At 66.5% G+C, this 25,650-nt stretch carries 29 protein-coding genes; 13 read left to right on the top strand and 16 right to left on the bottom strand.

The genetic code is table 11. From position 1 onward, the window contains the following. Nucleotides 1-141: 141 nt before the first annotated feature. Nucleotides 142-756, bottom strand: a complete 615-nt coding sequence (locus QOC69_RS07975; RefSeq protein ID WP_526438109.1) for a TetR/AcrR family transcriptional regulator — start codon at nt 754-756, stop codon at nt 142-144. 293 nt (nt 757-1,049) lie between these two features. Here QOC69_RS07975 and QOC69_RS07970 point away from each other — a divergent pair, with 293 nt between their 5' ends. The 5 genes from QOC69_RS07970 (at nt 1,050) to QOC69_RS07950 (ending at nt 4,379) form a co-directional block, all read left to right on the top strand. After that, nucleotides 1,050-1,817, top strand: a complete 768-nt coding sequence (locus QOC69_RS07970) for a hypothetical protein (RefSeq protein WP_526438107.1) — start codon at nt 1,050-1,052, stop codon at nt 1,815-1,817. Next, a complete protein-coding gene (locus QOC69_RS07965) occupies nt 1,814-2,413 on the top strand; it encodes a cytochrome c oxidase subunit 3 (RefSeq protein WP_526438105.1) in 600 nt (199 codons plus the stop codon). Before QOC69_RS07970 ends, QOC69_RS07965 begins: the two co-directional genes overlap by 4 nt. Before the next feature lies 1 nt (nt 2,414). Next, nucleotides 2,415-2,705 (top strand): cytochrome C oxidase subunit IV family protein, encoded by a 291-nt coding sequence (locus tag QOC69_RS07960; protein ID WP_526438103.1) that lies wholly within the window; start codon nt 2,415-2,417, stop codon nt 2,703-2,705. 167 nt (nt 2,706-2,872) lie between these two features. Next, nucleotides 2,873-3,172 (top strand): phosphotransferase, encoded by a 300-nt coding sequence (locus QOC69_RS07955; protein ID WP_526438101.1) that lies wholly within the window; start codon nt 2,873-2,875, stop codon nt 3,170-3,172. A gap of 376 nt (nt 3,173-3,548) precedes the next feature. Then, nucleotides 3,549-4,379 (top strand): hypothetical protein, encoded by an 831-nt coding sequence (locus tag QOC69_RS07950; RefSeq protein WP_526438099.1) that lies wholly within the window; start codon nt 3,549-3,551, stop codon nt 4,377-4,379. Between the two features lie 99 nt (nt 4,380-4,478). Here QOC69_RS07950 and QOC69_RS07945 read toward each other — a convergent pair whose 3' ends face one another. Genes QOC69_RS07945 through QOC69_RS07880 form a run of 14 tightly spaced genes read right to left on the bottom strand, consistent with a single transcriptional unit; the run spans nt 4,479 to nt 16,946 of the window. Next, nucleotides 4,479-5,111, bottom strand: a complete 633-nt coding sequence (locus QOC69_RS07945; RefSeq protein ID WP_526438097.1) for an oxygenase MpaB family protein — start codon at nt 5,109-5,111, stop codon at nt 4,479-4,481. Nucleotides 5,112-5,166: 55 nt separating this feature from the next. Further along, nucleotides 5,167-5,985, bottom strand: coding sequence for an acyl-CoA thioesterase domain-containing protein (locus QOC69_RS07940; RefSeq protein ID WP_526438095.1), 819 nt, complete (start codon nt 5,983-5,985; stop codon nt 5,167-5,169). Between the two features lie 7 nt (nt 5,986-5,992). Next, entirely contained in the window at nt 5,993-6,730 is a 738-nt protein-coding gene (locus QOC69_RS07935; protein WP_526438093.1) for an alpha/beta fold hydrolase, read from the bottom strand. 12 nt (nt 6,731-6,742) lie between these two features. After that, nucleotides 6,743-7,639 carry an LLM class F420-dependent oxidoreductase gene (locus QOC69_RS07930; protein WP_526438115.1) on the bottom strand — a complete coding sequence of 299 codons (897 nt, stop codon included), beginning with the start codon at nt 7,637-7,639 and terminating at the stop codon, nt 6,743-6,745. A gap of 22 nt (nt 7,640-7,661) precedes the next feature. After that, nucleotides 7,662-8,825, bottom strand: coding sequence for an acyl-CoA dehydrogenase family protein (locus QOC69_RS07925; protein WP_526438091.1), 1,164 nt, complete (start codon nt 8,823-8,825; stop codon nt 7,662-7,664). A 1-nt stretch (nt 8,826) separates the two neighbouring features. Further along, nucleotides 8,827-9,417, bottom strand: a complete 591-nt coding sequence (locus QOC69_RS07920; RefSeq protein ID WP_526438089.1) for a flavin reductase family protein — start codon at nt 9,415-9,417, stop codon at nt 8,827-8,829. A 15-nt stretch (nt 9,418-9,432) separates the two neighbouring features. Then, complete coding sequence (locus tag QOC69_RS07915; protein WP_526438087.1) at nt 9,433-10,923, bottom strand: aldehyde dehydrogenase; 1,491 nt, start codon at nt 10,921-10,923, stop codon at nt 9,433-9,435. 9 nt (nt 10,924-10,932) lie between these two features. Continuing rightward, on the bottom strand, nt 10,933-11,715 hold the full coding sequence (locus tag QOC69_RS07910; protein ID WP_526438085.1) for an enoyl-CoA hydratase/isomerase family protein: 783 nt from the start codon (nt 11,713-11,715) through the stop codon (nt 10,933-10,935). Then, nucleotides 11,712-13,283 carry a class I adenylate-forming enzyme family protein gene (locus QOC69_RS07905; protein ID WP_526438083.1) on the bottom strand — a complete coding sequence of 524 codons (1,572 nt, stop codon included), beginning with the start codon at nt 13,281-13,283 and terminating at the stop codon, nt 11,712-11,714. The genes QOC69_RS07910 and QOC69_RS07905 overlap by 4 nt, the downstream gene beginning before the upstream one ends. 16 nt (nt 13,284-13,299) lie before the next feature. After that, the gene (locus QOC69_RS07900; RefSeq protein WP_526438081.1) at nt 13,300-13,815 is read right to left on the bottom strand and encodes an aromatic-ring-hydroxylating dioxygenase subunit beta; all 516 of its coding nucleotides are present in this window, start codon (nt 13,813-13,815) and stop codon (nt 13,300-13,302) included. After that, nucleotides 13,812-15,107 (bottom strand): aromatic ring-hydroxylating oxygenase subunit alpha, encoded by a 1,296-nt coding sequence (locus QOC69_RS07895; protein ID WP_526438079.1) that lies wholly within the window; start codon nt 15,105-15,107, stop codon nt 13,812-13,814. The genes QOC69_RS07900 and QOC69_RS07895 overlap by 4 nt, the downstream gene beginning before the upstream one ends. Then, nucleotides 15,104-15,544 (bottom strand): Zn-ribbon domain-containing OB-fold protein, encoded by a 441-nt coding sequence (locus QOC69_RS07890; RefSeq protein ID WP_526438113.1) that lies wholly within the window; start codon nt 15,542-15,544, stop codon nt 15,104-15,106. Before QOC69_RS07890 ends, QOC69_RS07895 begins: the two co-directional genes overlap by 4 nt. Nucleotides 15,545-15,549: 5 nt before the next feature. Then, nucleotides 15,550-16,704 (bottom strand): thiolase family protein, encoded by a 1,155-nt coding sequence (locus QOC69_RS07885; RefSeq protein ID WP_526438077.1) that lies wholly within the window; start codon nt 16,702-16,704, stop codon nt 15,550-15,552. Further along, complete coding sequence (locus QOC69_RS07880; protein ID WP_526438075.1) at nt 16,701-16,946, bottom strand: hypothetical protein; 246 nt, start codon at nt 16,944-16,946, stop codon at nt 16,701-16,703. The genes QOC69_RS07885 and QOC69_RS07880 overlap by 4 nt, the downstream gene beginning before the upstream one ends. 200 nt (nt 16,947-17,146) lie before the next feature. Here QOC69_RS07880 and QOC69_RS07875 point away from each other — a divergent pair, with 200 nt between their 5' ends. The 7 genes from QOC69_RS07875 to QOC69_RS07845 are packed head-to-tail and all read left to right on the top strand — an operon-like array spanning nt 17,147 to nt 24,607. Continuing rightward, the gene (locus tag QOC69_RS07875) at nt 17,147-18,124 is read left to right on the top strand and encodes an alpha/beta fold hydrolase (protein ID WP_526438073.1); all 978 of its coding nucleotides are present in this window, start codon (nt 17,147-17,149) and stop codon (nt 18,122-18,124) included. Continuing rightward, the gene (hpaH, locus tag QOC69_RS07870) at nt 18,121-18,942 is read left to right on the top strand and encodes a 2-oxo-hept-4-ene-1,7-dioate hydratase (RefSeq protein ID WP_526438071.1); all 822 of its coding nucleotides are present in this window, start codon (nt 18,121-18,123) and stop codon (nt 18,940-18,942) included. Before QOC69_RS07875 ends, hpaH begins: the two co-directional genes overlap by 4 nt. Beyond that, the gene (locus QOC69_RS07865; protein WP_526438069.1) at nt 18,939-19,706 is read left to right on the top strand and encodes an aldolase/citrate lyase family protein; all 768 of its coding nucleotides are present in this window, start codon (nt 18,939-18,941) and stop codon (nt 19,704-19,706) included. Before hpaH ends, QOC69_RS07865 begins: the two co-directional genes overlap by 4 nt. Nucleotides 19,707-19,747: 41 nt before the next feature. Then, nucleotides 19,748-20,920, top strand: a complete 1,173-nt coding sequence (locus tag QOC69_RS07860) for an acyl-CoA dehydrogenase family protein (RefSeq protein ID WP_526438067.1) — start codon at nt 19,748-19,750, stop codon at nt 20,918-20,920. Between the two features lie 19 nt (nt 20,921-20,939). Further along, a complete protein-coding gene (locus tag QOC69_RS07855; protein ID WP_526438065.1) occupies nt 20,940-21,962 on the top strand; it encodes an acyl-CoA dehydrogenase family protein in 1,023 nt (340 codons plus the stop codon). Next, complete coding sequence (locus QOC69_RS07850; protein WP_526438063.1) at nt 21,959-23,110, top strand: thiolase family protein; 1,152 nt, start codon at nt 21,959-21,961, stop codon at nt 23,108-23,110. Before QOC69_RS07855 ends, QOC69_RS07850 begins: the two co-directional genes overlap by 4 nt. Then, on the top strand, nt 23,111-24,607 hold the full coding sequence (locus tag QOC69_RS07845) for a class I adenylate-forming enzyme family protein (RefSeq protein ID WP_526438061.1): 1,497 nt from the start codon (nt 23,111-23,113) through the stop codon (nt 24,605-24,607). Nucleotides 24,608-24,616: 9 nt separating this feature from the next. Here QOC69_RS07845 and QOC69_RS07840 read toward each other — a convergent pair whose 3' ends face one another. After that, nucleotides 24,617-25,153, bottom strand: a complete 537-nt coding sequence (locus QOC69_RS07840; protein ID WP_526438111.1) for a hotdog domain-containing protein — start codon at nt 25,151-25,153, stop codon at nt 24,617-24,619. Between the two features lie 225 nt (nt 25,154-25,378). Between QOC69_RS07840 and QOC69_RS07835 the strand changes: the two genes are divergently transcribed. Next, nucleotides 25,379-25,650: CoA transferase (locus QOC69_RS07835; protein ID WP_526438060.1), on the top strand; the 272-nt coding region annotated here is incomplete at its 3' end.

Below are 25,650 nucleotides of genomic sequence, written 5' to 3'. Positions count from 1 at the left end.
CGACACGGTAGAAGCCGCCGTTGAGGGTCGTGGGAACTTCACCTTCGGTGACGATGCAGTCGTCGACGTTCGCCTCGAAGCGCATGGGCTTCAAAGAGCCCATGAGCCAAATCTTTTCGGGCCAGGTGTCTGCCATGTTGCCTACTCCTCTGTTGTCGTTACCAGGTGATCGATGCCGAGCGCGGGACCAAGGAGTTGGTGAAGCGTGTTCGCAACATCTGCTGCCGGTCGCGGAGGTTCCGCACCGATTGCATCTGCCGCCAGCGCCACCAACGCCGCGGTTGCCGCCACCGCGAGTTCTCGTACCGCCAGCGCACCGAAGTCCGGTTGGGCGTGGGTGATCAGTTCGCCAAGATGGTCACTGAAGGCAGTCACATACGGCACATAGGGATCGCGCCCCGCGGCCCGCAGCTTGTCGGGCACGCCCGCACTTCCGCGTGCATACAGCACCATGAATGCTCGGTTGGCGTCCATCACCGCGAGGAGATCGTCGAGCAGCGCGAGCACCCGCTGCGGGGGCTTCAGTTCCGAGCGGTCGACCTCGAACAACGGCAACAAAAGCTGCTCGTAGCCGTCGGCGATCACCGCTTCGAACAAGTCATTCTTGCTCGTAAACGCCGCATACAAGGCCTTTAGACTCAAGTCCGCCCGGCGGGCTATCTCCCCCATCGCCGCACCGTCGAAGCCGCGCAGAGCGAAGAGTTCACGACCGGCTTCAAGAGCACGTCGACGGTCGATCGCGCGACGCGCATCCACCAGTTCGGCCCGGCGACCCCCGGTGAGAACTTCTACTGGCAGAGGGAGAATCATCGTTCTCCGACAGTACGGCGACCTCGACGCATTGGCAATATGCGCAGCGAAACGTTGTGACAGATACGCAAAAATGCACGAACGTCGAGTGGGATCTGACACACTGGGAGCTGCAGGCAGGTGTGACTACGCGACACGACCACCGCAATCGGCCCGACGAACGATCAAGATGGCGGTTTCAAGCACAACGACGGCGCTGCGGAGTCCGTGTCAATCGGCAACCAATGGAGGCGATATCGATGCCCGACGCGACAACACCTTCGCTGACCGCAACCAGGCTCGGCATCTACTCGGGATGGGGTGTCCTGGCCTTTATGGGGGCAGGCTTGATCCCGTTCTTCATCCCCCCGCCGGGCCCGTACGACGCGGCTACTACGGCGGCGTTCTACCACGAGCAGATCGATCTGAAAAGAACCGCCGTCCTTTGTCTGATCATCGGAGGCACGATGATGATCCCGTTTGGAGCGGCGATCGCCGATCGGCTTCGCCGAGTGCAGGGCGTCGGACCGGCCGTCGCGTTCGCGCAGTTGGGAGCTGCGATCGCGAATGCCACCTTGATGATGACATTCGGTTCATTTCTGCTGGTTGCGCTGCACCGACCGGACATGCCCGACTCGACGTATCAGTTGCTCAACCACGTGACTTGGATGGCATGGGCGGGTCTGTGGCAACCGGGTGCGCTGATGGCGGTGATGGTTGCCGTGGGCATCTTCAGCGACAAATCCATCACGCCGGTGTTCCCCCGTTGGGTGGGCTGGTACTGCATATTCATGGCGTTCGGATCACTAATGGGCTCACTCATCCCGTTCGTCTTGACCGGGCCGTTCTCGTGGACTGGTGTGATGGGCTTCTACCTCGCGGGCACTGTGTACTTCGCGTGGTTCGCCATGATTCTCACCCAGCTGCACCTTGCCTACCGTCGTGACCGAACGCAGCTGCAGACCGTGGCTGCCGACCACGACCAGTCGAGCCCAAGCGCCATGCCCGCCGTGTCGGGAACGCGATGACGACCACAGCGCGGGCACTAGCGGGGCGCGAGAACGAGCGCGCTGAACACATCCCGGGTGAATCAGGCGTGTGGGTGCTCATCGTCTGCGAAATGGTCGTCTTCGCATTTTTGTTCGTCGTCATCGTTTGGAATCGAGGTCAGGACCCCGAACTGTTCGCGACGTCGCAACGGCTCCTGAGCCAACCGCTTGGCTTGACCAATACCGTCGTATTGATCGGCGGGTCAGTCCTGGTGATGCTTGTCCTCGCGTCCGCTTCACGAGCCCAATGCCGCCGTGCATCGCAATTCTTGGTTGCAGCCGTGGCCTGCGGCGCGGTTTTCGTCACGGTCAAGGTGGTCGAGTACGGCTTGGTGATCCATCACGGGATGTCGTTCCACAGCAACGTATTCTGGATGCTGTTCTTCGCCATCACCGGGGCGCACTTACTCCACGTGGTGGTCGGCGCAACCGTGCTGGTGCTCATCCGCCGGCGTGTCGCATCCGGTCTGCCGGGACTGAGGGACGAAGCTTGGCTCGTCTCGGCGACGTGTTACTGGCACCTGGTCGATCTGCTCTGGCTGGTCCTCTTCCCTCTGTTCTATTTGGTGAATTGACATGGTCAACAACATTTCTCAGCATGCGCGCGCATTGCAATCGACTGCGCGGTACGTCGGCGGTGCGCTGATTGCACTCACACTCGGGTCGTACCTCTTGGGAATCGACCACCTGCTAGGTGTGTCGCGGACCGCGATGGCGCTTGTTCTCGTCGTCGCCTTCGCCAAGGTCTGGCTGATCACCTCGTACTTCATGGACATCCGGCATGCCCCTCGATGGCTCGGCGCACTCATTCACGCCTGGATTCTCATCACCGCCAGTCTCGTGATCGGACTGTACATCGCGCTTTGAGCCACGACGCTGCGTGCCATTGGGTCAGCGGCGGTTACGTTCGTCGGACCGCAGCACTGCGGCGAACTAGCGAGGCTGCACAGCTCGACAGCCGCACTGCCGTCGGTGACTGGCCGGCGGCCTGTTGGCTTGTGTCCTATCCCCAGTGATCACTCTCCAATCGAAGGGTGCTCACTTTTCGACCGAACTACCTGCCACCCACGCTGATTCACGGTGACGTGCACCTCGGCAACTGGTACTTCATGGGAGGCGGTGCGATGGGACTGTGTGACTGGCAGTGCATCTCAGTGGGGCACTGGTCGCGCGACCTGGCCTATGCCTTGGCTTCCACGCTGACCGTCGAGCGGCGACGCAGTTGGGAGCGCGAACTGATCGCGCTGTACCTGCAGCGGCTAGCCGAAGCTTGCGGCGCAGTCCTCGATTTCCCCACCACCTGGGACCTCTACCGACGCTTGGCGCACTGGTGATGTGGACGCCAACCAATTGCCCACCGCGGTTCCTGCCCGCGGTGCAGCCCAAATCCATGACCACCGAGATGCTGCGGCGGATTCTTACCGCCATCGACGATCTCGATGCATGATGCAGCCGTGCATGCCACTGAAAGGCGCGATGCGCGCACCCGCAATATCAGTGATCTGTGCAAATGGTGCTAGCTGAGTTAGGCATCCGATAGTATGCGTACTCGCATGCGCTCTCCATCGTGCGATGTCTCTCATGGCGGAGCCGCCGTGACGGCAAGGTCGCCCTGACCCGCCACCACGACATGGTTGGTGAGCGTGCGTGATATTGCGACGATGGTGTCGAGTGTTGACGAGGGAAGAGGGCTAACCAATGGTGCCTAACGTGGAAACTCTGGCAGCACTGGGTCCACGTCCAGAGGACCTGCACGCCTCGGGCGCGGCTTGGGTGTTCACCCTCGTCGTCGGGATCGGCTTCGTTCTGGTCGCGGCCTGGTGTCTCACCTACGCCATCCATCGTCGAGATGTGTTGCCGCTGGTCATGCTTGGCAGCGGCCTGCTGTCGGTCGGGTTAGAACCGGTCGTCGACACCATGGGCAAAGTCTGGTACGCCACCGACAATCCGTGGGTCGTCTATACCGGGATGGGTGTTCCGCAGCCAGCATTCCTCGTGCTGGGATATGCGCTGTTCTGGGGCGGCAGCGTCTACGTGGGTTCTAGATTCGTCTTGAACGGAACAAGTCTGGGGAATGTCTTCGCGACCATTTTCGCGATGGACTTGTTTGTCGAGTATTTGGGCGCGCCGATACTCAAAGTCGGTGTCTACTACGACTTCTCACCATTCAATATGCTGGGCTTTCCAGTCTGGTGGGCATTTGTCAACGGCGCAGCCGGCGCCGTCGGGGTCTGGCTGCTCATCGTCCTGGAGCCCCGGCTCACCGGATGGCGGCGTCTCGGTTTGCTGCCGGTGTCGGCCACCGCGTTCGGCGCGACGCACGCGACCTGTGCGTGGCCGGTCTGGGTCTGCCTGCACTCGAACGCGCCGCATTGGCTGGGCTACGTGGCTGGTGCGTATGCGATCGCGATGGCGTTCGCCGTGGTCGCCTTCGCGAGCAGTGAGATCCGATCGCGCACATCGGCATCGTTGTCACCCTCCGACGCCGAACCGCAGCGCCCCGGCGCGGGAACTGCCCACCCCGCTGCCAGAGCTGGCTAGCTTCTCCTGCCTCAGCTCGCCGGCCGGCAGTCACCGAAGACGGGAGCGACGACGGGACTTCGCCCCACGACTGGTTCGACGACCCGGCAAACAGCAGCTTCACATGGTGGCGGTGTGATCGGGGTCTGCGAGAACCGAACGGGTCGGATTCCCGTGGCTGCTCACCCCTGCGTCCCGGTAGCTGCAGCTGTATGGCGGCGAGAACTTGGTGGCGACCCAGGTGCCGAGCCGCGAAGGAGAGCCGTCCGCGCCGACGCGTCGCCACGCCGCGCGGCAGCGGGGAGACTCTCGCAGATCACGTGGCAGTCGGGGCCAGACGAGCCGAAGGATTCCGAACGTTACTGCGGCCAGGGCCCGGTGACGGCGGCCGGTTGGCAAGTTTGGGTACTGCTCGCGTACGTGAGACGGAAGACGGTAGGCGTTCAGGCTGAGGACCCATCCGATGGCCAGCCGATCCTTCAAAGGTCCCGTGATGTTGCCGCTCAGGACCGTCGACCTCTGAAGGTATTCGGGGCTCACCTCCATCACCTGTGAACCGACGACGCGGTCGAAGTACGCCACGAAGGACGACCATTCGGCAGGCAGGCGGGCCTCGTCGATGCCGAACAGCAGGGCGAAACGACGGCACTCGTCGTAGTACCTGCCGATCTCGGCCTGAGTCAGCCGGCCCTCGAAAATCTCGTAGTACTCCTTGAGCGGCCGGGCACCTTCGCCGTCGGTTGCTGCACCCACTTAGCATATTGGGTTTGGGAGCTCGCGGACCGCGGTCCGACCGCCAGGTCGTGAATCAGCGCGACACCATCGACGCTGGCGGCGAGAATCCGGGATTAGCCACCGCCGTTGCCATACCGCTACCGATGGGTCCCTTCTCGTCGAACAGCGTCGCCACGCCGGTGGCGATCCCCGCATGGTCGTAGTGCGTCATCGACGCCAAGCCGATGTAGATGCCGTCCGGCAGGCGACTGAGCGCGATCGTGTAGTCGGCGTTGATGAACTGCAGACCCGCGGTGCCCCAATGGGTCAACGAACTGGTGACGTCTCCGGCCATGACGGCGCGGGTAAAGGGTGACAGCGGCTCGTCGTCGACGAGGAGTTTCGTCTCCCGCACCCACGCGAACTTCTGCCCGTCGTGTCGCCACTCGGTGAGACCGACACCCGGACTGCCGATGACCGGGTCGCGACCGTACGAGTGCAGCAACATCGGGAGCTCATCAGGAAACACGTCGGGTTCAGCCGGTACCGCAGGCATCGTCACGGGCGACGTCCACACCGTGTCCACGGCGTGCTCGCTGCGGCGCAGGAACAACGCGCTGGCCCGTGCCACCATGACGTCGTTCTGAATCATGACCGCGTCGACGAGTCGGAGTCGGCGGCCGTCACGCACGACCGTCGAATGCACCTGAAGGGGTTGAAGTGCCACTGGCCTGAGCAGGTCGACCGTCAGCCGGGCGGGTTGCAGCTCGCCGTCATCGACCTCCTGCTCGACCGTTCGTCCGAGCAGTCCTCCGATGTAGTTGCCGCTGAGGGACGGACCCCATGGTCCTCTCGCCACAGGGGTTGGCAGATAACCTTCGCCGTGGGTGACGAAGAAGCAGGTCTCGGTCACGTCTCCCTCACCTTCGTAGCCGACATCGCTCGGCGAGGATCTCTGCCAAGCGTTCGGGGTGGCTGAACATCACGTCGTGGCAGGCATCGATGGGGATCACGTCGTTGACCCCGCCGAGCGCAGCGATGCTGGCGTGCTGCGACTTGTTCGACAGGGCCCGGTCTCGGGTGGTTAGTATCCACGTGCGCGGGACGTCGTCGGGAAGCGCACTACGATCCACCGGTTCTCCAGGGATTCTTGCCGATTCGGCGTACAGCCTCGACATGGTCAGCTGGCGCTGTTGCTTCGTCATGCCATTGCAGAACGCATACCGCGCCGCCAGGCGAGGAACCTTGAAGGCTCTACCGCTTCGCGCGGCATATCGCGCGAACACCGCCAGCGGACCGCCCAGCGTGTCCACGATCGCCTGTCCTTGTCGGGGAACGAACGCCGCAGCGAGGATCATCTCGCGCACCCGCGCGGATCCCAGTTTGGCGACGACGCCGGGCACCGTCACACCGGCCATCGAATGACCCACGATCACGACGTCACCCAGACCTGCGCGGTCGATGTCGGCGACGACGGAGTCGACCCATTCGTCGATCGTGGCGGTCGCGAGGTCTCCCGGCGTGCGGCCGTGGCCCGGAAGATCCACCGCCAGCGTGCGCAGTTCCGGTGCTTGACGGCGTAATTCGGCGACGACGAGATCCCAACAGTCGCCGGCGTGCTCACCACCGTGGACGAGGACGAGGTCGGGTAGAGGCACGGAAGGCAACCCTCAGCGGTGGATCAGCTGGGAAGCCAGCAGATCGATGTCGGTTCGGAAGTCGGTGAAGCTCCTGCTGGCCGGCTCGATGGTGATCCACGTGACGCCCGCCTCGGCGTAGGCGTCCAGCCGCGGCTGCACGGCTGCACAGAATGCCGCGCAGTCGCCGCTAGCGAGCAGCTCGGCTTCGAAGGGGACGAACGCGACGTCGGCAGGCCCGCGGTCCGACTCCGCGCGCCGCTTGTTCACCGTCGCGATCCAGTCGCCCAGCGTGTCGACGTCCTCGAGTGGGCGGGCGCGCGTGATCGCCGCCATCTCGCCCGAAGCGGCCATCGGCATCCAGCCGTCGGCTACTTCGACGACGCGGCGCTGCGCGGCCGCGCCGTTGCCGCCGATCCAGATTGGGGGACCGCCCGTGGTCAGTGGCAGCGGCAGTGCGACGTGACCGCTCACTCCGAACTCCGGCCCGTCGTGGTCGACGCCCGCCCAGGTTGCCTTCCATGCCGCGATTGCCTCATCGAGGAGTGCACCGCGGCGGTCGAAATCGGCGCCCAGCGCGTCGAATTCGGATTTCAGGTAGCCGGCGCCGGTGCCCAACGTGAACCGTCCGCCGGACAGCAGGTCGAAGCTCGCCGCTGCCTTCGCGGTCAGATGGGGGCTGCGATAACCCGACACCAGGATGTAGGTCATCAACCGGAGCCGGGTGGTGGCGGCCGCGGCGAAGCTCAGCGACACGAACGGATCGAAGGCGTGGTGGCCGCCGTGGGCCAACCACTCCTTGTCGGGGTACGGGTGCTCGGACATCGAGAACGCGTCGAAGCCGGCTTCTTCCACCAGCCGTGCGACGTCGCCGATGGCGGCGCCCTCGCACCAACGGTTCCAGTGCTTGACGGCCCGCATCGGGAACATCAGGTTGTAGCGCAAGGTTCTCCTATCTCACCAGCGATCGCGCGATGATCTCACGCTGGACTTCCGTGGCACCTTCGCCGAGTCGCTTGACCCGCAGGTCGCGGAACCATCGCTCCAGCGGCAGCTCGGTGGAGATGCCCAGCGCTCCGTGGATCTGGATGCAGCGGTCCAGAACCCGGTAGGCGGCCTCCGTGCCGAACATCTTGGCCGCCGACGCGTCCACCCGAACGTCGCGCCCAAGGTCGGCGTTCCAGGCCGCCTGGTACGTCAACAACCGGGCGGCGCGCAGGTCCACCTCGCTGTCCACAAGCATCCACTGGATGCCCTGCTTGTCAGCCAGCTTGCCGCCGAAGACGTCTCGGTCCCTTGCCCACTGACAGGTCATGTCCAGCGCGCTCTGCGCGATGCCGATCGGTCCGGCGGCGTAGACGATGCGGCCGTGGACGAGGAACTCACTGGCCAGCGAAAACCCCTGTCCCTCTGCGCCGACCAGCTGGTCGGCCGGTATCCGCACGTTGTCGAAGTGCAGCTCGTAGGGAGCGAAGGACGCCATCACGGGGATGCGACTGAACGTGACGCCGGGCGTGTCCTTCTCCAGGATGAAGGCCGAAATACCCTGTCGGCCTTCGCCGGTACGGGCGTAGATGACACCCCAGTCGGCATCGGGAGCATGCGAGATCCACATCTTCGTCCCGTTGAGCACGAAGCCGTCGCCGTCCCGCACGGCCTTCAGCTTGATTGCCCGTGCCGGGTCCGACCCGCCGGAAGCCTCGGTGATTGCGGTGTAAGCCTTCGACATGGTGCCGTCGACGATGGGCTTGGCGTACTTGTCGAACTGCTCGGGCGACGCCTTGAACATGATGTTGGGTGGGTTGCCGCCGAACGCGCCGAGAGCCGGAAAGAAGGCCCCCATCCGGCATTTCGCCGCTTCCTCGCCCACCACCACCTGGCCGAGTACGCCGAGCCCGGCGCCTCCATACTCCGCGGGCGTCTGCAGCGCCCACAGCCCGAGCTCCCTAGCCTTGGCCTGCAACTCGACGAGTTGGTCGCGAGGCAGCCCGACCGTGTCGTGGTCCAGCTTCTCCTCGGCCGGATGCACGTGCGCATCCATGAACCGCCGTACGGTATCGCGCAGCATCACCAGTTCTTCCGGCAGCTCCCAGGCGCCAGAAGGGTCTTCGGGCATGTCAGACCCGCGCTGCGGCGGCCGCCCGCAGGTCCCGTGCGCTTTGCAGCTGCGGCTCGTGGTTCGCCTCGTACTGCTCGATCCAGTCGTGCGGCAGCTTGCCCCACGCCTCACCGATTCGCAGCCGTTGCTCGGAACTGAACACCTCCGCGGCGACCACGTCGCCGACGAAGATGGTGTTCTCGTCGTTGTCCAACGAACCGGTGATCCGGCACTCGACGTAGCTGTGCGCGTCGAGCAGGATCGGCGCCCCGGTGATGCCCGGCTTCGTGCGCAGCTTGGCGATCTTGTCGCCGTCGCGGCCCGAGCTGCCTCCGAGGGTCATCAGGATGTCCATCGAGGCGTCGATCTCGTCGGGACCAGCGGACAGCATGTGCATGACGAAGATGCCCGAGTTGACCAGCATGTCGTGCGTCTTGTTGAACTTGGTCAGGCTGACGCTGGCGCGGGGCAGCTCTGGCACGATGCTGGCCGCGCCGGCCGACAGCGATATCAGGCCGTTCGCGACGCCGCCGTCGATCGTGGTGACCGCCACCGGGTACGGGCGCAGTCCGGCCAGTACCTTGTCAGCGGCTGCAAGATCTGTGGTCATTTCCTCTCCTTTGGATTAACCGAGCGTGAACGGGTCGCGGGTTGCTCCGGAGAGCTCCACCCACACCGCCTTGGTCTCGGTGAAGTCCTTCACGGCGTCGATGCCGTTCTCCCTCCCGATGCCGCTGTAGCCGATACCGCCGAACGGAACATGGGGTGCGACAACGCGATAGGCGTTGACCCACACCGTTCCTGCCCGCAGCTTGGCAGCCACCCGGTGCGCACGGTGGACGTCCTTGGTCCACACGCCTGCGGCCAAACCGAACTCGGTGTCGTTGGCGGCGGCGATGGCCTCGTCCTCGTCGGCGAAGGTCATCACCGCGAGCACGGGTCCGAAGACCTCCTCGGCGACGGCCCGCATCGAGCGGTTGACGCCGGTCAGCACCGTCGGCTTGACGAAGAAGCCGCCGAGCTCGCTGGCCGGCTCGCCACCGTAGGCCACCGTCGCACCCTGTTCGCGGGCAGAGGCGAAGTGCGACAGCACCTTCTCGTACTGCGGCTGATTGGACACCGGACCCATCTCGGTCGCTGGATCCTTCGGGTCCCCGAGCTTGATGGTGGCTGCGCGGGCAACGATGCGCTCGACCAGCGCGTCGGCGACGCTCTCGTGGACGAGCAGCCGTGACCCTGCCAGGCAGGTTTGGCCGGTCGCCGCGAACACCCCGGCGATGACGCCGTTGGCCGCGGCGTCGAGGTCGGCGTCGGGGAAGACCACCTGCGCGGACTTGCCGCCGAGCTCGAGCGAGAATCGGGTCATGTTCTCGATCGCAGCCTTGCCGACGTTAATGCCGGTGGCCGTCGACCCGGTGAATGCGATCTTGTCGACGCCAGGGTGTGACGCAAGAGCAGCGCCGGTGGCCGGCCCCCAGCCGGTGACGACGTTGATCACCCCGGGCGGAAAACCCGCCTCGGTGAACAGCTTTGCGAATGCCAGCGTGGACGTGGGCGTGTGGTCGCTGGGCTTGACGACGAACGTGCAACCGGCGGCCAGGCCTGCGGCGAGCTTCCACGTCAGCAGCAGCAGTGGCGAGTTCCATGGCGTGATCGCCCCGACCACGCCGACCGGCTCGTGGCGGGTGTAGACGAAGTAGTTGGGCTTGTCGACCGGTACGACGTCGCCCTGCAGCTTGTCCGCCAGCCCGCCGTAGTAGAAGTAGTAGTCCGGCAGCGCCCGCATCTGGCCGACCATCTCACGCGCCAGCTTGCCGCCGTCGCGTACCTCGAGCTCTGCCAGGTTCTCGGCCTCACGCGCGATGACCTCGCCGAGCCGCCACAGCAGCTTTCCGCGGGCGGTCGCCGTGAGCGCGCCCCACGGACCGTTCAATGCGGCGCGGGCGGCGGCCACCGCGCGGTCGACGTCGGCGGCGGCTCCATCGGGTACGCGCGCCCATGGCCTGCCGGTGAACGGATCGACGCTGTCGTAGGTGAGCCCCGACGCGGCGGCCGCCGTTTCGCCGCCGATCAGCAGGTCGAACTCCACCAGCTTCTCGGTCGCAGTGTCAGTCATGCGGTCTCCTCATCGAGTGCGCGGTCGCTTCTTGTTGTTCAGCGAGTCCGGGGTGGCGCCGGCGTTGCCGATGTGGGTATACGACATGCCATGGCGCGCTGCCGTGGTGGGCGGCAGGTCGCGGGACTCCCACATCGCCCGCACCGTGCCCTGGATGCCTTGCGTTCTGCGAGTGGCGATCTCGGCGGCCAACTCGAATGCTCGGGAACGCAGTTCGTCGTCGGGCACGACCTCGGTGACGATCCCGACCCGCAGCGCAGTCTGCGCGGTCATCCGTTCCTCGCTGCCGAGCAGCGCCCAGCGCATCACCTCGCCATAGGGCACGCCGAGCGCGAGCATGCCCATCGGCTCGAGCGCCGAGACGATGCCCGCATTGGCGTGCGGGTCGAAGAAGGTGGCGGTCTCGCTGCAGATGGAGAAGTCACACTCGTTGACGAAGTACATCGCGCCGCCCGCGACGATGCCGTGCAGAGCGGCGATCACCGGCTTCCACACCTTGTGTCCCTTTGGACCGAGGAAGGCGCCGGGGTCCTCCTGGTTGAAGATCGGCTGGTGCTTCCACCAGGTGCCCTCAGTGACGTCGATGCCGGTGCAGAACGCCCGCTCGCCGTTCGCGCACAGCACCGCGACCCTGATGTCGTCGTCGTCGCGCACCCGGCCCCAGGCCGTGGCGAGGTCGGCGGCCATCTGCTCGGTGAAGCTGTTCAGCCGCTCGGGCCGGTTCAGTGCCACCGTGGCGATGTGGTCGGACACGTAAAACTCGATGGTGGCTAGGTCGGTCTTCTCGGTCACGGGCGCTCCTCGGTCGATCCGGTCGATACCGGCATCTTCTCATTCGCATCGTTCACCTGGTTCACCTGGTTAGCTATCTCGCGTTTGAGGATCTTGCCCGCGGGGCCGAGCGGGAATTCCCGCCAGAACGCGAACCGGCGCGGCTGCTTGTAACCGGCCAACTCGGCGCGGCACAACGCGGCGAGTTCATCGGTCAGCGCGGCCTGGTCGTCAACGTGAGACTTGGGGATGACCACCGCCACCGGTGTCTCGCCCCACTCCGAGTCGGGCACGCCGACCACCGCAACCATGTCAACCCCTGCGTGCTGCGCGATCACCCGCTCGATCTCGGCGGGGTAGACGTTGAAGCCTCCTGAGATGATGAGGTCGGTGCGGCGTCCCGTGATGTGCAGATAGCCGTCGGCGTCGAGGTAACCCAGATCACCGGTGCGCAGCCCGTCGGGACGGAACGTCTCCGTCGTCTGGTCGGGCAGGTTCCAGTAGCCAACCGCATTGGCGGGGCTGACGATGACGATCTCGCCGACGTCCCCGGTGGGAGCATCGTTGCCGTCGGGGTTGATGACGCGGATCGCACACATCGGCGTCTCTTGGCCGCACGACGTGGCGATCGACGTCCTGCCATCGACGATGTCGCGGTGATCCTGCGGCGTGAGAATGGTGGCCTGCCCGCCGCATTCGGTGAGTCCGTAGCGCTGCTGAAGGTCGCAGCCGAGCAGGTCCATGGCCTTGCGGGCCAGGCCCGGTGGCACGGGTGCCGATCCGTATGAGATCCGGCGCAGGCTCGACATGTCCCGTGGCGGGCCGTCTTCCAGGATTGCCAATGCACGGTGCAGCATCGTCGGGATGAACGTGGTAAAGGTGATGGCGCTGCGTTCGATCTCGTCGATCACCGCCTGCGGGTCGAATCTCTGGTGGATCACCATGGTCTGTCCGAGGTAGAGCCACGACACCGTGCGCACCATTCCGCCTGCCGTGAAGAACGGGGTGGTCGCCAGCATGACGTCCGATCTGCTGGCCTCGGTGACCAGGTTCGTGTCGGCCGCCTGATAGAGCAGGGCGCGGTGGGTGTGCATCACGCCTTTGGCGCGACCCGTGGTGCCGCTGGTGTACAGGATGACCGCGACGTCGTCGGGTGTGATGTCGAGCGGCGGCCCAGGATCAGCTGCCGCCAAGGCGGATTCGTACTCCGGTCCGATGGTCAGCACCAGTGCCAGGTCAGTCAGTTCGCCGAGGAACTTCTCCAGGTGGTCGGCGTGGACGATCACGGCGCGGGCGCCGCAGTCGTCACGGACGTGGGCCACCTCGTCGGGCGCCAGCCGGATGTTCACCGGGACGGCGATCAGCCCGGCCTTGGCCAGACCGAACGAGATCTCCGGCCATTCGATGCAATTGCGGGCGATCACCAACACCCGGTCGCCGGGTGCCAGCCCCCTCCCAGCCAGGTATCCGGCCAGTCGGCGGGCCCGCTCGTCGACCTGGGTCCACGTGTGCACGCGGTCGGCGTCGACGAGTGCACGCTTGTCCGGGTATCGGCGCGCGTTGTTGGTGGCGATGTCTCCGATGAGCATTAGACGAGGAAGGCCTTCATATCAGGAATGCCAGGGTCTCGACCGGGCCGCTTGCGTCGATCAGGTTCACGGTCTTGCGGACCAGCTGCGGTCCGTGGGGGGAGCGGCGAATCGTGTGGCTGACCCGGCCCGCCCAGAAGCGTTGGCGGATCCGGTATTCGAATAGTGCGAAGTTGGATTCGACGGTAATGGTGTCGCCCTCCTCTGCAACCACTTCGCTGTTGGAGACGACCCGGCGCATCACCGACGGCGGCGTCTGGGAATGCCGGTTGCCGGTGTTGAGCTGGGCCACCCGGCTCTTGATGCGCCGCCGGTTGTCGTTGACGTAGGCCAGCGTGGTCCGCGGATCGTCGTCGGGGTGCATGGGGACGCGGTACTCGACGTTGTCGTCGTCATCGGCCCATAGTGCCTCCCACTCCGAGTAGCGGCCCTCGTCGGCCAGTCGCGCCTCCAGAAAGAGGAACGACAGGATCTCGGCGTCCGGCAGCGCCCGCAATGTGGGACGTGTCCGGGGTTCGGAGTTGACGGTCATGCTTCCGCCTTTCCGCCGACGACGGCCGCCCACTGCGCGTAGAAGCCTCGCTGCGGAGTCTCGGCGCTCTTGTCCCGGTTGATGATTCCGGTGGTGTCGTCGACATCGCTTTCCATCCCGCGCGCGAGCATCAGCCACTCCGGCAGCTCGGCGGCGAGCCCGGCCTGGTTGCGCATGCCGATCTCGCCGTCGTCGGCGATGAGGAATCCGGCAGGACCCATCGCCCCCTCGGAGCGGCGCAGCGTGCGCTCGTTCAACGCATCCTGGCCCGGGATCAGCACCGCGGTGGTGTAGGCGATGGTGCGGTCGGGGGCCTGTGGCTCGACGAACATGACGTTCATCTCGGCCAGGAACAGGTTGGGCCAGATCAACGTGTGGGGTGGACCCACCACGAGCGCGTCGTGCGCCTGTTCGGGTCCGTGCACCTGCTCCAACGCCTCGACGTACCCGCCGAGCTTCACCCGCGGGATACGGCCATACCAGACGAATTCCTCGTCGAGCTTGCGGTATTCGTCGGTGTAGTCGATCTCCGAGTGGCCGTTGCCGAGGTCGCGGACCAGCACGTCGACCTTGGTCGGGACGTGTGACACCTTCGCAGGCTTGATCGCATCGTACACCGAGGCGTGGGTGAAGAGCGCGTGGTAGCCGTCGACGTTGTTCTCCACCACCATCTTCCAGTTGGCGTGGTGCAGGTGCTTCATCCAGTTGGCCCGCAGGTCGATTTCGCGCGTGGGGGATAGGTTCAGCAGCCGGTCGATGGCCCCCGTCGCCCTGCCGAGGTGGTCGCGCAGTGAAATACCGTCGGCCGCCAGTGAGGCGAAGACGAAGCCGCCGTAGCTGTCCACCCGAGGCGCCTGAGCCAGGCCCAGTCCGGCGCGCACCTCGTTGAATGTCTCGCCGTAGCCCTCGCGCATCGGAATGCCTTGCAGCGCACCGGTGTTATTGAAGGTCCAGCCGTGGTACGGGCATCGGAACGAGTTGGCGTTGCCCTTCTCGGCGTTGCACAGTTTGTTGGCGCGGTGCGTGCAGCGGTTGAGCACGACGCGAACCACGCCGTCCTTGCCGCGCACCACGACGACGGGGTCGTGGCCGATCACCCGGGTCAGATAGTCGCCCGGTTCGCTGACCTCACTCTCGTGCGCGACGTAGACCCAGCCGGTCTTGAAGATGCTGTCCATTTCGCGGCGGAAGATGTCGGCCGAGGTGTAGACCGACCCGTGCACGCGGTCGCTCCGGATGACGTCGTTGACGTCGAATTCGTCGAGGATGGGCGCTGATTCGAGCGTCGTCACTGGTCCTCCGTGGTGTCGATGGCTGGGATCGCGACGTCGCCGAGGCGGCGGAAGCCGATGCGTACGTGTGCACCGATGGCTGGTGCGACGTCCGCGGGCTGCGCGGTCGTCATCACCAAGCGGTGTCCGCTCCGCAGTTCGACGTCGACGATGGGGTAGGGGGCCCGAGCATGCACCAACCCGGGTTCGCGGCGGTGCATGAGCGTCGCGGCGTGCACGGTGCCGCGCAATTCGACGGTGCGCCAGTCGTGTTCGGTACCGCCACAGTGGTCGCACACTTCCTGGTCGAGTTCGAGCGGCTGTGCGCACGCCGCGCAGAATGGCAGCACGAGCTCGTTGCCGCTCGACGCCCGGTACAGCGGTGCCAATGGATCGTGCTCTGGGTGGGGCGCCAGTGCCGGATCGAGCAGCCAGTCCTCGAGTGCTTGCTTGTTCATGGTGGTCACGCCGCACGCTCCAGTACCAGCGCCGCGTGGTGGTCCAGCCGGCCTCCGATACCGCCGACCAGGGCCACGGTGGCATCGGGAACTTGACGCTCCCCGCCGGTTCCACGCAGCTGAATCATGGCCTCGGCCAGTGGCGTCATGCCCTGCAGGTAGAAACCGGACAGTTGGCCGCCGCCGGTGTTGGTGGGCAGCGCGCCGCCCGGACCGGTGTGGCCGTCCTGCACGAAGGTGCCCGAGGGCACGCCGCCGGTGAGCCGGTATTCGTCGAGCAGCGCCAGGGTCACGATCGAGAAGGGGTCGTAGAGCTCGGCGACGTCGAGATCCGCGCGCGTCATGCCGGCCTGCCCGAGTGCGTCGTCCACCGCCCGACCGCCGCCGCCGAACCACGATTCGGCTCCCGCGCGCCGGCGGCGCACCGGATGCTCGCGGCCGGCGCCACGTACCCGAATTCGGGTGCTGCCGATGGAGGCCGAGCCGGTGAGCACCACCGCCACCGCCCCGTTCACCGGTCGCGCACAGTCCAGCAGCCGGAGCGGCTCGGCGATCATCGGGCTGGCGTCGTAGCCGTCCTCGTCGAGCGGCTCGCGGTTGACGGCATCGGGATTGCCGCGCGCCCAGTTCCGTGCCGTGGTGGCCACGGCGCGCAACGCATCTGGGCTCGTGTCGGTGACGTGCAGCCACCGCTGGGCCATCAGTGCGTAGGTCGGCACCGACCCGAGCAGCCCCGAGGCTCGCTCCAGCCCGCGCACCCCGGCGTTACCGCCGCTCTGCGCGTAGGTCGAGCCAGCTCCCCGGCCCGCCACCAGCGGCGCGTCGGCGAACACGCACAGCACTGTGGTCGCCTCTCCGGTGGTGATTGCGTGGCGCGCACGCTGAATCATGGCGATGGTCGTCGCACCCTTGATCTCGACGTGCTCCAGAAGGCGTAGGTCCGAGAAGCCGCCCTGGGGGGCGAAGCCGACGCCCAGCCGATCGGGTCGCACCCCCTGCGAGGAGCCGACCAGAAGCCCATCGACGTCGGCGCGCCCGATTCCTGCGTCGGTCAGCGCGGCGGCGCTTGCCTCGGCGGCCAGTGCGAGTGGTGTCGCGCCGGGCCGCAGCGACATCGGGGTCATACCCAGTCCGATCAGGTCGACGTCGGGCGCGCTCATTGCTGTTCCCTTGGTCGACGCTCGCCCCGGTAGTTGCCCACCCGCAGCCAGTCTTCGCGGTCTTCGGCGGTGGCCTGGGTGAAGCTGGCCAACTCCAGTGGACACAGGAACACCTGCTCGCCGTTGTCGAGGTCTTCGACTAGCAGGCGAGGGCCGTTGCCGCTGACGTCCAACGACACCCGCACGGCCGCGAACTCGTTGACCAGCTCGGCGAGCACGCGGCGTTCTGCCGGAGTGTTCACTCGCCCAGTTCTACCGCATACGAGTGTCAGAAGCAATGGAGGTAAGCGGAATGCTCGGGCAGGCGTCTTCTATGGTGATCGAGTGGTGTGAGACTTTCTCTACATGGGAACATATCGTTTATGCGACGATGAGGAGACGTGCATGGCGCCGCTAGCAATAGATGACGGTGCTGTCAGAAGCGAACATTTGAGAAGGTGAGATGAGCCAAGCGCATGCACCGGCCGCCGAGGCGGTCGGAGCGGTCGTGAACACCGACCACTACCGCAGTATCTGGATGTACCTCAAGGAGCTGGAGTTCCGGCAGGGCTTCGTCGACATCACGGTCAACGGTGCGACCGTGCGGACGCGCTATGCCGAGGCTGGTGCGGACGCGAGGAGCAAAGAGGCAGGCGCGGACGCGAGGAGCAAAGAGGCAGGAAGCCCGGACAAACCGAACGTCATCCTGCTGCACGGCACCGGCGGGCACTGGGAGACGTTCGCTCCGAACCTCGCCGCGTTGAGCGAGCACTTCCACTGCGTGGCCATCGACATGGTCGGCAACGGATTCTCCGACAAGCCGGACTACGACTACGAGATCGCAGTCTACGTCGAACACGTATTGGGGCTGATGGACCACTTCGGCATGACGTCGGCCAACTTCGTCGCCATGTCGCTCGGCGCGTTCGTCGCGTCGGCGATGTCCGTCGGTCACCCCGACCGGGTGGACAAGGTGATCCTCATGTCGCCGGCAGGACGGGAGGCCTCGGCCGCGAACATGGCGCGCATCCGGGCGGAGCGCACCAAGGCGGTCAACGAACCGACGTGGGAGTCGTTGCATGCCGTGTTCGCCCACCTGATCGCCGACGAGACCAACCGGCTGCCCGATCTGATCGGCCTGCGCCAGGCGGTCTACCGGCGCGACGACACCCGCAACACCATTGATCGATTGCTGATCCTGCAGGACGAAAAGGTCCGCCACCGCAATCTGATTCCCGACGACAAGTGGCGGAGCATCACGGCGCCAGTGATGATCGTGGCCTCGGGCAAGGACCACGGCGTCTACCAGGACACCGCGCGGGCCATCGCGGAGCTGATCCCTAACTCCGAGGTGTTCGACATGGCGTCGGTGCGGCACTGGCCGCACTTCGAGGATCCCGAAGCCTTCAACGCGGCAGCGGTCGAGTTCCTGTTGCGATGAGCAGCCCCGCCGACGCTGAGCTGGCCGACATCGCGCGTCGGCTGTATGAGGCCGAGCAGACGCGTACCCCGATCCGGCAGCTGTCCCTGGACTACCCCGACATGACGATCGATGACGCCTACGCGGTCCAGCGCGCGCTCGTCGCGCTCAAGGTCGCCGACGGCCGAGTTGTCAAGGGCCGCAAGATCGGTCTGACCTCGAAGGTGATGCAGCGGGCGGTGTCGATCGACGAACCCGACTACGGCGCGCTGTTCGACGACATGTTCGTCGAGGACGGCGGCCGGGTGCCGTTCGGGCGCTTCATCCGCCCGCGCGTCGAGGTCGAGCTGGCATTCGTGCTGGGTCAGCCGCTGACTGGCCCGGGCGTCACGTTGTTCGACGTGCTGCGCGCGACGGAGTTCGTCACGCCCGCACTCGAGATCCTCGACGCCAGGGTGCAGATGTCGGACCCCGAGACCGGTCATCTGCGCACCATCGTCGACACCATCGCCGACAACGCCGCGGATGCCGGCCTGGTGTTGGGTGGTCGGGTGGTGCGGCCGCTGGACGTCGACCTGCGCTGGGTGGCGGCGCTGCTGCTGCGAAACGGGGTCATCGAGGAGTCCGGGGTGGCCGCTGCCGTGCTGAATCACCCGGGCAACGGTGTCGCGTGGTTGGCGAATCGACTTGCTCCGCATGGTGTTTCGCTGGAGTGTGGCGAGGTGGTTCTGTCCGGGTCGTTCACCAAGCCGGTCTTCGCCGAGCCGGGGGACACCTTCGTTGCCGACTACGGGCCGCTGGGCACCGTGTCGGTGACGTTCGACGGGCGCGTGTCGTGACGAACCGGTGGACCGAGCGCCTTGGGGCCGGAGCGCCGCGGTTCGGCATGTGGCTGGCCTCGGGCAGCGGTTACGTCACCGAGATCTGCGCGGGTTCCGGGATCGACTGGGTGCTCTTGGATCAGGAACACGCGCCGAACGATCTGCGCACCACGCTCGAGCAACTACAGGTGCTCGCCGGGTATCCCGACGTCGACGTGTTGGTGCGCCCGCCGTCCGCCGATCCGGTGTTCGTCAAGCAACTGCTCGACGTCGGTGTCCAGAACCTCATCGTCCCGATGATCGACGGCGCGGACGGGGCATCATCGGCGGTTGCCGCCACCCGCTATCCGCCAGGGGGCATTCGCGGCGTCGGCAGCGCACTGGCCAGAGCTTCTCGCTGGAACCGCATTTCTGACTATCTCGTCACCGCCGATGCGACAGTGTCGTTCACCGTTCAGGTGGAGACAGTCGTCGGCTTGGAACACCTTGGCGAGATCGCCGATGTCGACGGGGTGGACGCGGTGTTCATCGGACCCGCTGACCTTGCGGCCTCGATGGGCAAGCTCGGTCAGCCAGAGCATCCAGACGTGGTGGGCACCATAGAGAATGCGCTGGTGACGATCGTCGAGCGCGGAACGTGCGCCGGGGTGAACGCGTTCAACGAGGCGATAGCACGCCGATATGTCGAGGCCGGGGCGAGCTTCGTGCTGGTCGGAGCCGACGTGGCACTGCTGGCCCGCGGCGCCGAAGAACTCGCCGCGAGGTACCACAACCATGGCTAGCGCATTGTTTCTGACGATTGTGTCACCTAAGATCGGGGATCATGGACCTCGATTTCACGGCTGACCAGCTCGAGTTCCGCGACCAGGTCCGCACGTGGCTCGACGAGAACAAGCCGACCGAACCGCGCCCCCGCGACGACGCAGGCATCCGCGAATACGACCTGGCCTGGCAGCGCACCCAATGGGAAGGTGGCTGGGCGGGCATTGCGTGGCCAGAGGCGTATGGCGGCAAGGGCCTGACCTTGCTTCCGCAGTTGATCTGGTACGAGGAGTACGCGGCGCGGGGGTTCCCCGGCATCGACGCGTGTTTCGTCGGCAACTCGCACGCCGGACCGACGCTGATCACCAGGGCCACCGACGAGCAGAAGTTTTCTCACCTGCCGAAGATCCTGCGCGGCGAGGTGATCTGGTGTCAGGGGTTCTCCGAGCCCGACGCAGGATCGGACCTGGCGGCGCTGCGCACCAAGGCCGTGATCGACGGCGAGCACCTGGTGGTGTCGGGGCAGAAGCTGTGGACCAGTTTCGCCACCGTCGCCGACTACCAGGAATTGCTGGTCCGCACCGACAACACCGGCATTAAACACAAGGGCATCACCTGGGTGATCTGCGACATGAGCACGCCGGGCATCGACGTTCGCCCGATCGAGACCATCGAGGGAGGCTCGGAGTTCTGCGAAGTGTTCTACGACGACGTGCGCATCCCGCTGACCAATGTGGTCGGCGACGTCGGCGAAGGGTGGTCGGTCGCAATGGCGACACTGTCCTTCGAGCGTGGCACCGCGTTCACCGCCAACCAGGTCCGGCTGGCCAAGACCATCGAGGATCTCATCGATTACGCGCGCGACCACGTCGGCCCGGACGGGCGCAGGCCTGCCATCGCGGACGACGACATCGCGCGGCGGCTGGCCAGGGCGCGCGCGTCGGTGGCGTCGCTGCGGGCGCTCACCTACACCAACATCTGCGAGGCCATGAAGACCGAGACGCCCGGCCCGCGTGGTTCGATCGTCAAGCTGTTGTACGCCGAACTGGCGAAGGAGATCGGCAAGTTGGCGATGGACGTGCTCGGTCCCGCATCGATCCGGTATTCGTCGCGGTGGGATGTCGACGGCTGGGTCGGCTATTACTACTACAGCTTCTCGCAGGCCATCGGCGGTGGGACGTCGGAGATTCAACGCAACATCGTCGGCGAACGCGTGCTGGGACTGCCCAGGTGAGCACAGCGAGGAGGCCGTCATGAACCTGCTGCCAGGACCTGAGCAACTCGAAATCGTCGCGGCGGCGGGGGAGTTCCTCGCCGAGCGGCTGCCCGTCGAACGGATCCGCGCCAATCGTCACGCGGAAACGCCGGTGCCAGAGGCGCTTTGGCGGGAATGCGCCGAACTGGGTCTGCTCACACTCGGACTGGACGAGGAATCCGGCGGGTCGGGCCGGTCCATCGACGACGAGGTCCTGCTGTTCATCGAACTCGGCAAGCGGCTCGCGTCAGGCCCGTTCCTCGCGTGCACGCTGGCCGCCCGGGTGGCCGCCCGCTGCGGGGACGCCGCGCTGTCGGCGCGGATCGGCTCGGGAGCGGCCACGGTGGCACTGGCGGTGCTGCGCGGCGACGGCGACGTCCGGCCGATCAAGGGCACCTTCGACCTTTTCGAACCCGCGGGTGCCTTGCACGCACTGGTGGTGGCGCGCGAGGGCACTGCACTCGTCGACATCGCGTCGTTCGGCCCACTGACCGCCGTCGCGGCGGCGGACCCTGGCATCCGAATGTGCTCCGCCACGGTCGAGTCCGCCGAACCACTGCACTGGCTACCCGCCGAGGACGAGCGGATCTGGGAGCGCGCCACGGTGCTCGCCGCCGCCTACCTCACCGGCCTGGCCGCAGCCGCGGCAGCCCTGGCGACCCAGCACGCCAAGACCCGCGAGCAGTTCGGCAAGCCCATCGGCGTGCACCAGGCAATCAAACACGCGTGCGTCGACATGGAGCTCGCCGCGTCGGCAGCCCAGGCCCAGACGCTCTTCGCCGCGATCGCGCTGGCGGGTGGACGCGTCGATGCGCTGCTACAGGTGCTCTCGGCCGTGACGGTGGCCGGGTCGGCGGCCGTCGACAACGCCGCCGCGGGCATTCAGGTGTTCGGTGGGATGGGGTACACGTTCGAGAACGACGTGCACCTCTACCTCAAGCGCGCCCACGTGTTTCGGCACCTGTTCGGCGAGCCGACGGACGTGCTCGCCGAACTGCTGGCCCAGGACCGCGCGCAGTGAGCGGCGCCGTCGCGATCGCGGGCGTAGCCCTATCCGACGTCGGCCGTGTCGACGACAAGGGCCCCTACGAACTCATCGCCCAGGCCAGCAGGCGCGCCCTGGCCGACGCCGGGCTGGCGCCCGCGGACGTCGACGGGCTGGCCTCCACCGGGCAGGGCACTCTGCCCCCGGTCGACGTCGGCGAGTACCTCGGGCTGCGGCCACGCTGGATCGACTCGACCGCGGTCGGCGGCGCGTCGTGGGAGGTGATGGCGGCGCACGCGGCCGACGCGATCACCGCCGGACACGCCGACGTGGTGCTGCTGACGTACGGCTCCACGGCGCGCTCGGATCTGCGAAAGGGATTGCGGGGCGCGAACATCAACTGGGGCGCTCGCGGGCCGCTGCAGTGGGAAGCGCCCTATGGCCACACACTGGTCTCCAAGTACGCGATGGCTGCGCGGCGCCACATGCACGCGTACGGCACCACGATCGAGCAGCTGGCCGAGGTTGCGGTGTCAGCGCGGTTCAACGCGACCGACAACGCGGAGGCCTATCACCGCGACCCGATCACCATCGACGACGTGCTGTCCGGCCCGATGATCGCCGACCCGTTCACCAAGCTGCACTGCTGCATTCGCAGTGACGGCGGCGCGGCCGCCGTGCTCGTCAACGCTGAGCGTGCAAAGGACCTGCGCAGCAAGCCGGTCTGGATACTCGGCGCCGCCGAGACCACCTCGCACATGCTCACCTCCCAGTGGGACGACCTCACCGTCGGCCCAGCCTCGGTCAGCGGGCCGCTTGCCTTCGCCCGCGCCGGACTCACCCCGTCCGACGTCGACGTCGCCGAGATCTACGACGCCTTCACCTACATGCTGCTGCTGACGCTCGAGGACCTCGGCTTCTGCCCGAAGGGGGAGGGTGGTGGGTTCGTCGAGAAGGGCGCGTTGCGACTTGGCGGCGAACTGCCCACGAACACCGACGGAGGCGGACTGTCGGCGTGCCACCCCGGCCAAAGGGGGCTGTTCCTGCTGGTCGAGGCCGCACGGCAGCTTCGCGACGAATGCGGCCCGCGGCAGGTGCCGGACGCGCGGATCGCCTGCGTCAGCGGTACCGGCGGCTGGTTCTGCTCCAGCGGCACGGTGATCCTTGGCACCGAGGAGCCGTAGATGGCGCCCGCACCGCTGAGCTCCGAGGTGGCGGACACCAGGTCGATGCTGGAGTCTGCCGCCGCCATCCATGGCGACATGGAGGCCTACGTCGAGCCCGGTGCGCGGATCACGTTCGCACAGTGGATCGGCCGGGCCCGTTGTGTTGCCACGCAATTCGCCGACCTCGGGGTCGGCAAGGGCGACGTGGTGGTGCTCTGGTTGCCGTCGGGCATCGACTATGCGACGTGCTACGCCGCGGCGGCCATGATCGGCGGGATCACCACCGGCCTCAATCCACGCCTGGGCCGGAGGGAGATCGAATCGATTCTGCGCCAGGCCGATCCCGCGTTGATCGTCGCCGACGACGGGCTCGGTCGGCTTCCCGCCACTCCCGCACGCGTGTTGCCACGGTCGTCGCTGTCGACCGAGACCTCGGGATCCGCGCCGACCCGGGTAGAGGTGACCCGACGGGATCCGGTCGCATTGATCTTCACCAGCGGAACCACCGGAACGCCGAAGGGCGCGGTGTTCGACGCCGACAGGCTGGCGGCGGGTGCCTCGGCGGCGGGCGTCATGAGCGCGCCGTACGACCGACGCCTGACGTCGACGCCGTTCGCGCACGCCGGGTACATGTTCAAACTATGGGATCAGCTGGTGTGGGGCAGCACTCTCGTCGTGGCCCCTACACCGTGGTCGGCCCAGGGCATGTTCGACGTCCTGCGCGACGAACGGGTCACCGTGGCGGGCGCAGTGCCGACCCAGTGGGCCAAGCTGCTCGACGTCGACGGCGTGAGCCCTCGGGTCTTGCCGCACTTGCGGATCGGAATCGCAGCCACGGCGCCCGCACCGCCCGAACTCGTGCGCCAGGTCGCCGTACGGATCGGGGTCCCGTTGGTGGTGCGATACGCGATGACCGAGTGCCCGACCATCAGCGGTACGGATCCGGGGGACAGCGCCCAGGTCCAGTTCCGCACCGTCGGGCGGCCTGCGACGGGGATGGAGGTGCGCGTCGGATCCGACGGAGGCGTCGAGGTGAGCGGTCCATGCGTGATGCGGGGTTACTGGCGCAACCCCGAACTCACCGCAGAGGTGTTGCGTCACGGCTGGCTGCGCACCGGTGACATCGGGGTGCTCGGCGACGACGGCAACCTCACCCTCGTCGGACGTAGCGGCGACATGTACATCCGCGGCGGCTACAACGTGCATCCCGGCGAGGTGGAGCGGGTGCTCGCCGGTCATCCCCGCGTCAAACAGGCCGCGGTGGTGGGGCGTTCCGCGCCGGTGATCGGGGAGCTCGGCGTCGCGTGCGTGGTGCCGGTAGACGCCGCCGTCCCGCCGACGCTGGCCGAGCTGCGTGCTCACGTGGCCGGCGAACTGGCCGACTACAAGGCGCCCGACGAACTGCTGATCGTCGAGGAGCTACCGCTGACGGTGATGCTCAAGCCGGACCGGTTCGCCCTGCGCGAACTGATCACCATGCGCGACACAGACATTCAACGTCGAATGACAGGATGAGGGGGTGCCTCAGGGTTGGTCGGGTCGCAGAACGACGAACAATCCCTCGGCTTCGGCGCACAGGGTGTCCCCGTGGGTGAGCTCCGCGCGGAGAATCCGTTTGCGGCCATGCTCGCTGACGAACCAGGCCCGCACCGCGAGCTCCTCGCCGACGGGTGTGATGGACCGGAAGTCCGTGTGCAGATAGGCGGTTCGCGCGGGGGCCCGATCCCCGCTACTGGCCAGCCGGCCGAGCACCTCGTCGAAGAGCAGCGGGATGGCCCCGCCGTGCACGGCTCCGCCGCCGCCGAGAAAGTACCGGCCGAATGTGACCGTCCCCTGCACGCTCTGGTCGTCACCCGCGGCCGGAATGAAGTTGGGAGACATGGTTTGCCCGCGTCCGGGTAGGTCGAGCCGCCGGGCGAAGATCTGCCTGCGCTCCGGAACGGCTGCCGGCGCCAACCGGTCGGCCCAGCCCCTCAGGTTCTGTGTCAGGGCCACCGTCGTCGCCGTGTCCGGAGCCGCGGCTGCCACGTCGTCGAGGAAGTCCCGCAGCGCGGCGATCATGTCGCCGTACTCGGCGCCGCCGCCCGGATTGCGGACGGTCGGCTCCTGCCAGGTCCGCATCGGTGGGAATCCGCCCCGTGTCGCCAGCTCGTCGGTCACTTCGCCCACCAATTCGTCATTTCCAAAGACTAATGTATTGACATTAATCTTGGTCGCTGCGATGCTGGCGTGGCGTGCGTCACAACACGTCCGAACGAGATCTGCCAGCACACCGTAGGAGCGAATATGCCGGAAGTTGGTTCTGCGTCGGACGGTCCGCTGGTAGGCCTCGTCGTCGTCGATCTGTCAACGACGCTGCCTGGCGCGCAGGCGACTCAGTTCCTCGCCGACTGCGGCGCCGAGGTGATCATGGTCGAGCCGCCCGACGGCAGCCCGTTGCGCGAGCTCGCGAGCTGGCCCGCCCTGCTACGTGGCAAGCGCAGCGTGACGCTCGATCTTCACGACGACGCCGACCTGGAGCGGTTGCGCGCGCTGTTGCGCCGCGCCGACGTCATGGT

Origin of the sequence: Mycobacterium sp., assembly GCF_032162105.1 — a bacterium.
Classification (GTDB): domain Bacteria; phylum Actinomycetota; class Actinomycetes; order Mycobacteriales; family Mycobacteriaceae; genus Mycobacterium.
This window is presented reverse-complemented; position numbering and strand designations above follow the sequence as displayed.

Coding starts and splice junctions, on each gene's coding strand:
- QOC69_RS07970 (WP_526438107.1), top strand. CDS start 1,050: ATGCCCGACGCGACAACACCTTCGCTGACCGCAACCAGGCTCGGCATC.
- QOC69_RS07965 (WP_526438105.1), top strand. CDS start 1,814: ATGACGACCACAGCGCGGGCACTAGCGGGGCGCGAGAACGAGCGCGCT.
- QOC69_RS07960 (WP_526438103.1), top strand. CDS start 2,415: ATGGTCAACAACATTTCTCAGCATGCGCGCGCATTGCAATCGACTGCG.
- QOC69_RS07930 (WP_526438115.1), bottom strand. CDS start 7,639: ATGTTCCCGATGCGGGCCGTCAAGCACTGGAACCGTTGGTGCGAGGGC.
- QOC69_RS07925 (WP_526438091.1), bottom strand. CDS start 8,825: ATGCCCGAAGACCCTTCTGGCGCCTGGGAGCTGCCGGAAGAACTGGTG.
- QOC69_RS07920 (WP_526438089.1), bottom strand. CDS start 9,417: ATGACCACAGATCTTGCAGCCGCTGACAAGGTACTGGCCGGACTGCGC.
- QOC69_RS07915 (WP_526438087.1), bottom strand. CDS start 10,923: ATGACTGACACTGCGACCGAGAAGCTGGTGGAGTTCGACCTGCTGATC.
- QOC69_RS07905 (WP_526438083.1), bottom strand. CDS start 13,283: ATGCTCATCGGAGACATCGCCACCAACAACGCGCGCCGATACCCGGAC.
- QOC69_RS07900 (WP_526438081.1), bottom strand. CDS start 13,815: ATGACCGTCAACTCCGAACCCCGGACACGTCCCACATTGCGGGCGCTG.
- QOC69_RS07890 (WP_526438113.1), bottom strand. CDS start 15,544: ATGAACAAGCAAGCACTCGAGGACTGGCTGCTCGATCCGGCACTGGCG.
- QOC69_RS07885 (WP_526438077.1), bottom strand. CDS start 16,704: ATGAGCGCGCCCGACGTCGACCTGATCGGACTGGGTATGACCCCGATG.
- QOC69_RS07875 (WP_526438073.1), top strand. CDS start 17,147: ATGAGCCAAGCGCATGCACCGGCCGCCGAGGCGGTCGGAGCGGTCGTG.
- hpaH (WP_526438071.1), top strand. CDS start 18,121: ATGAGCAGCCCCGCCGACGCTGAGCTGGCCGACATCGCGCGTCGGCTG.
- QOC69_RS07860 (WP_526438067.1), top strand. CDS start 19,748: ATGGACCTCGATTTCACGGCTGACCAGCTCGAGTTCCGCGACCAGGTC.
- QOC69_RS07855 (WP_526438065.1), top strand. CDS start 20,940: ATGAACCTGCTGCCAGGACCTGAGCAACTCGAAATCGTCGCGGCGGCG.
- QOC69_RS07845 (WP_526438061.1), top strand. CDS start 23,111: ATGGCGCCCGCACCGCTGAGCTCCGAGGTGGCGGACACCAGGTCGATG.
- QOC69_RS07840 (WP_526438111.1), bottom strand. CDS start 25,153: ATGATCGCCGCGCTGCGGGACTTCCTCGACGACGTGGCAGCCGCGGCT.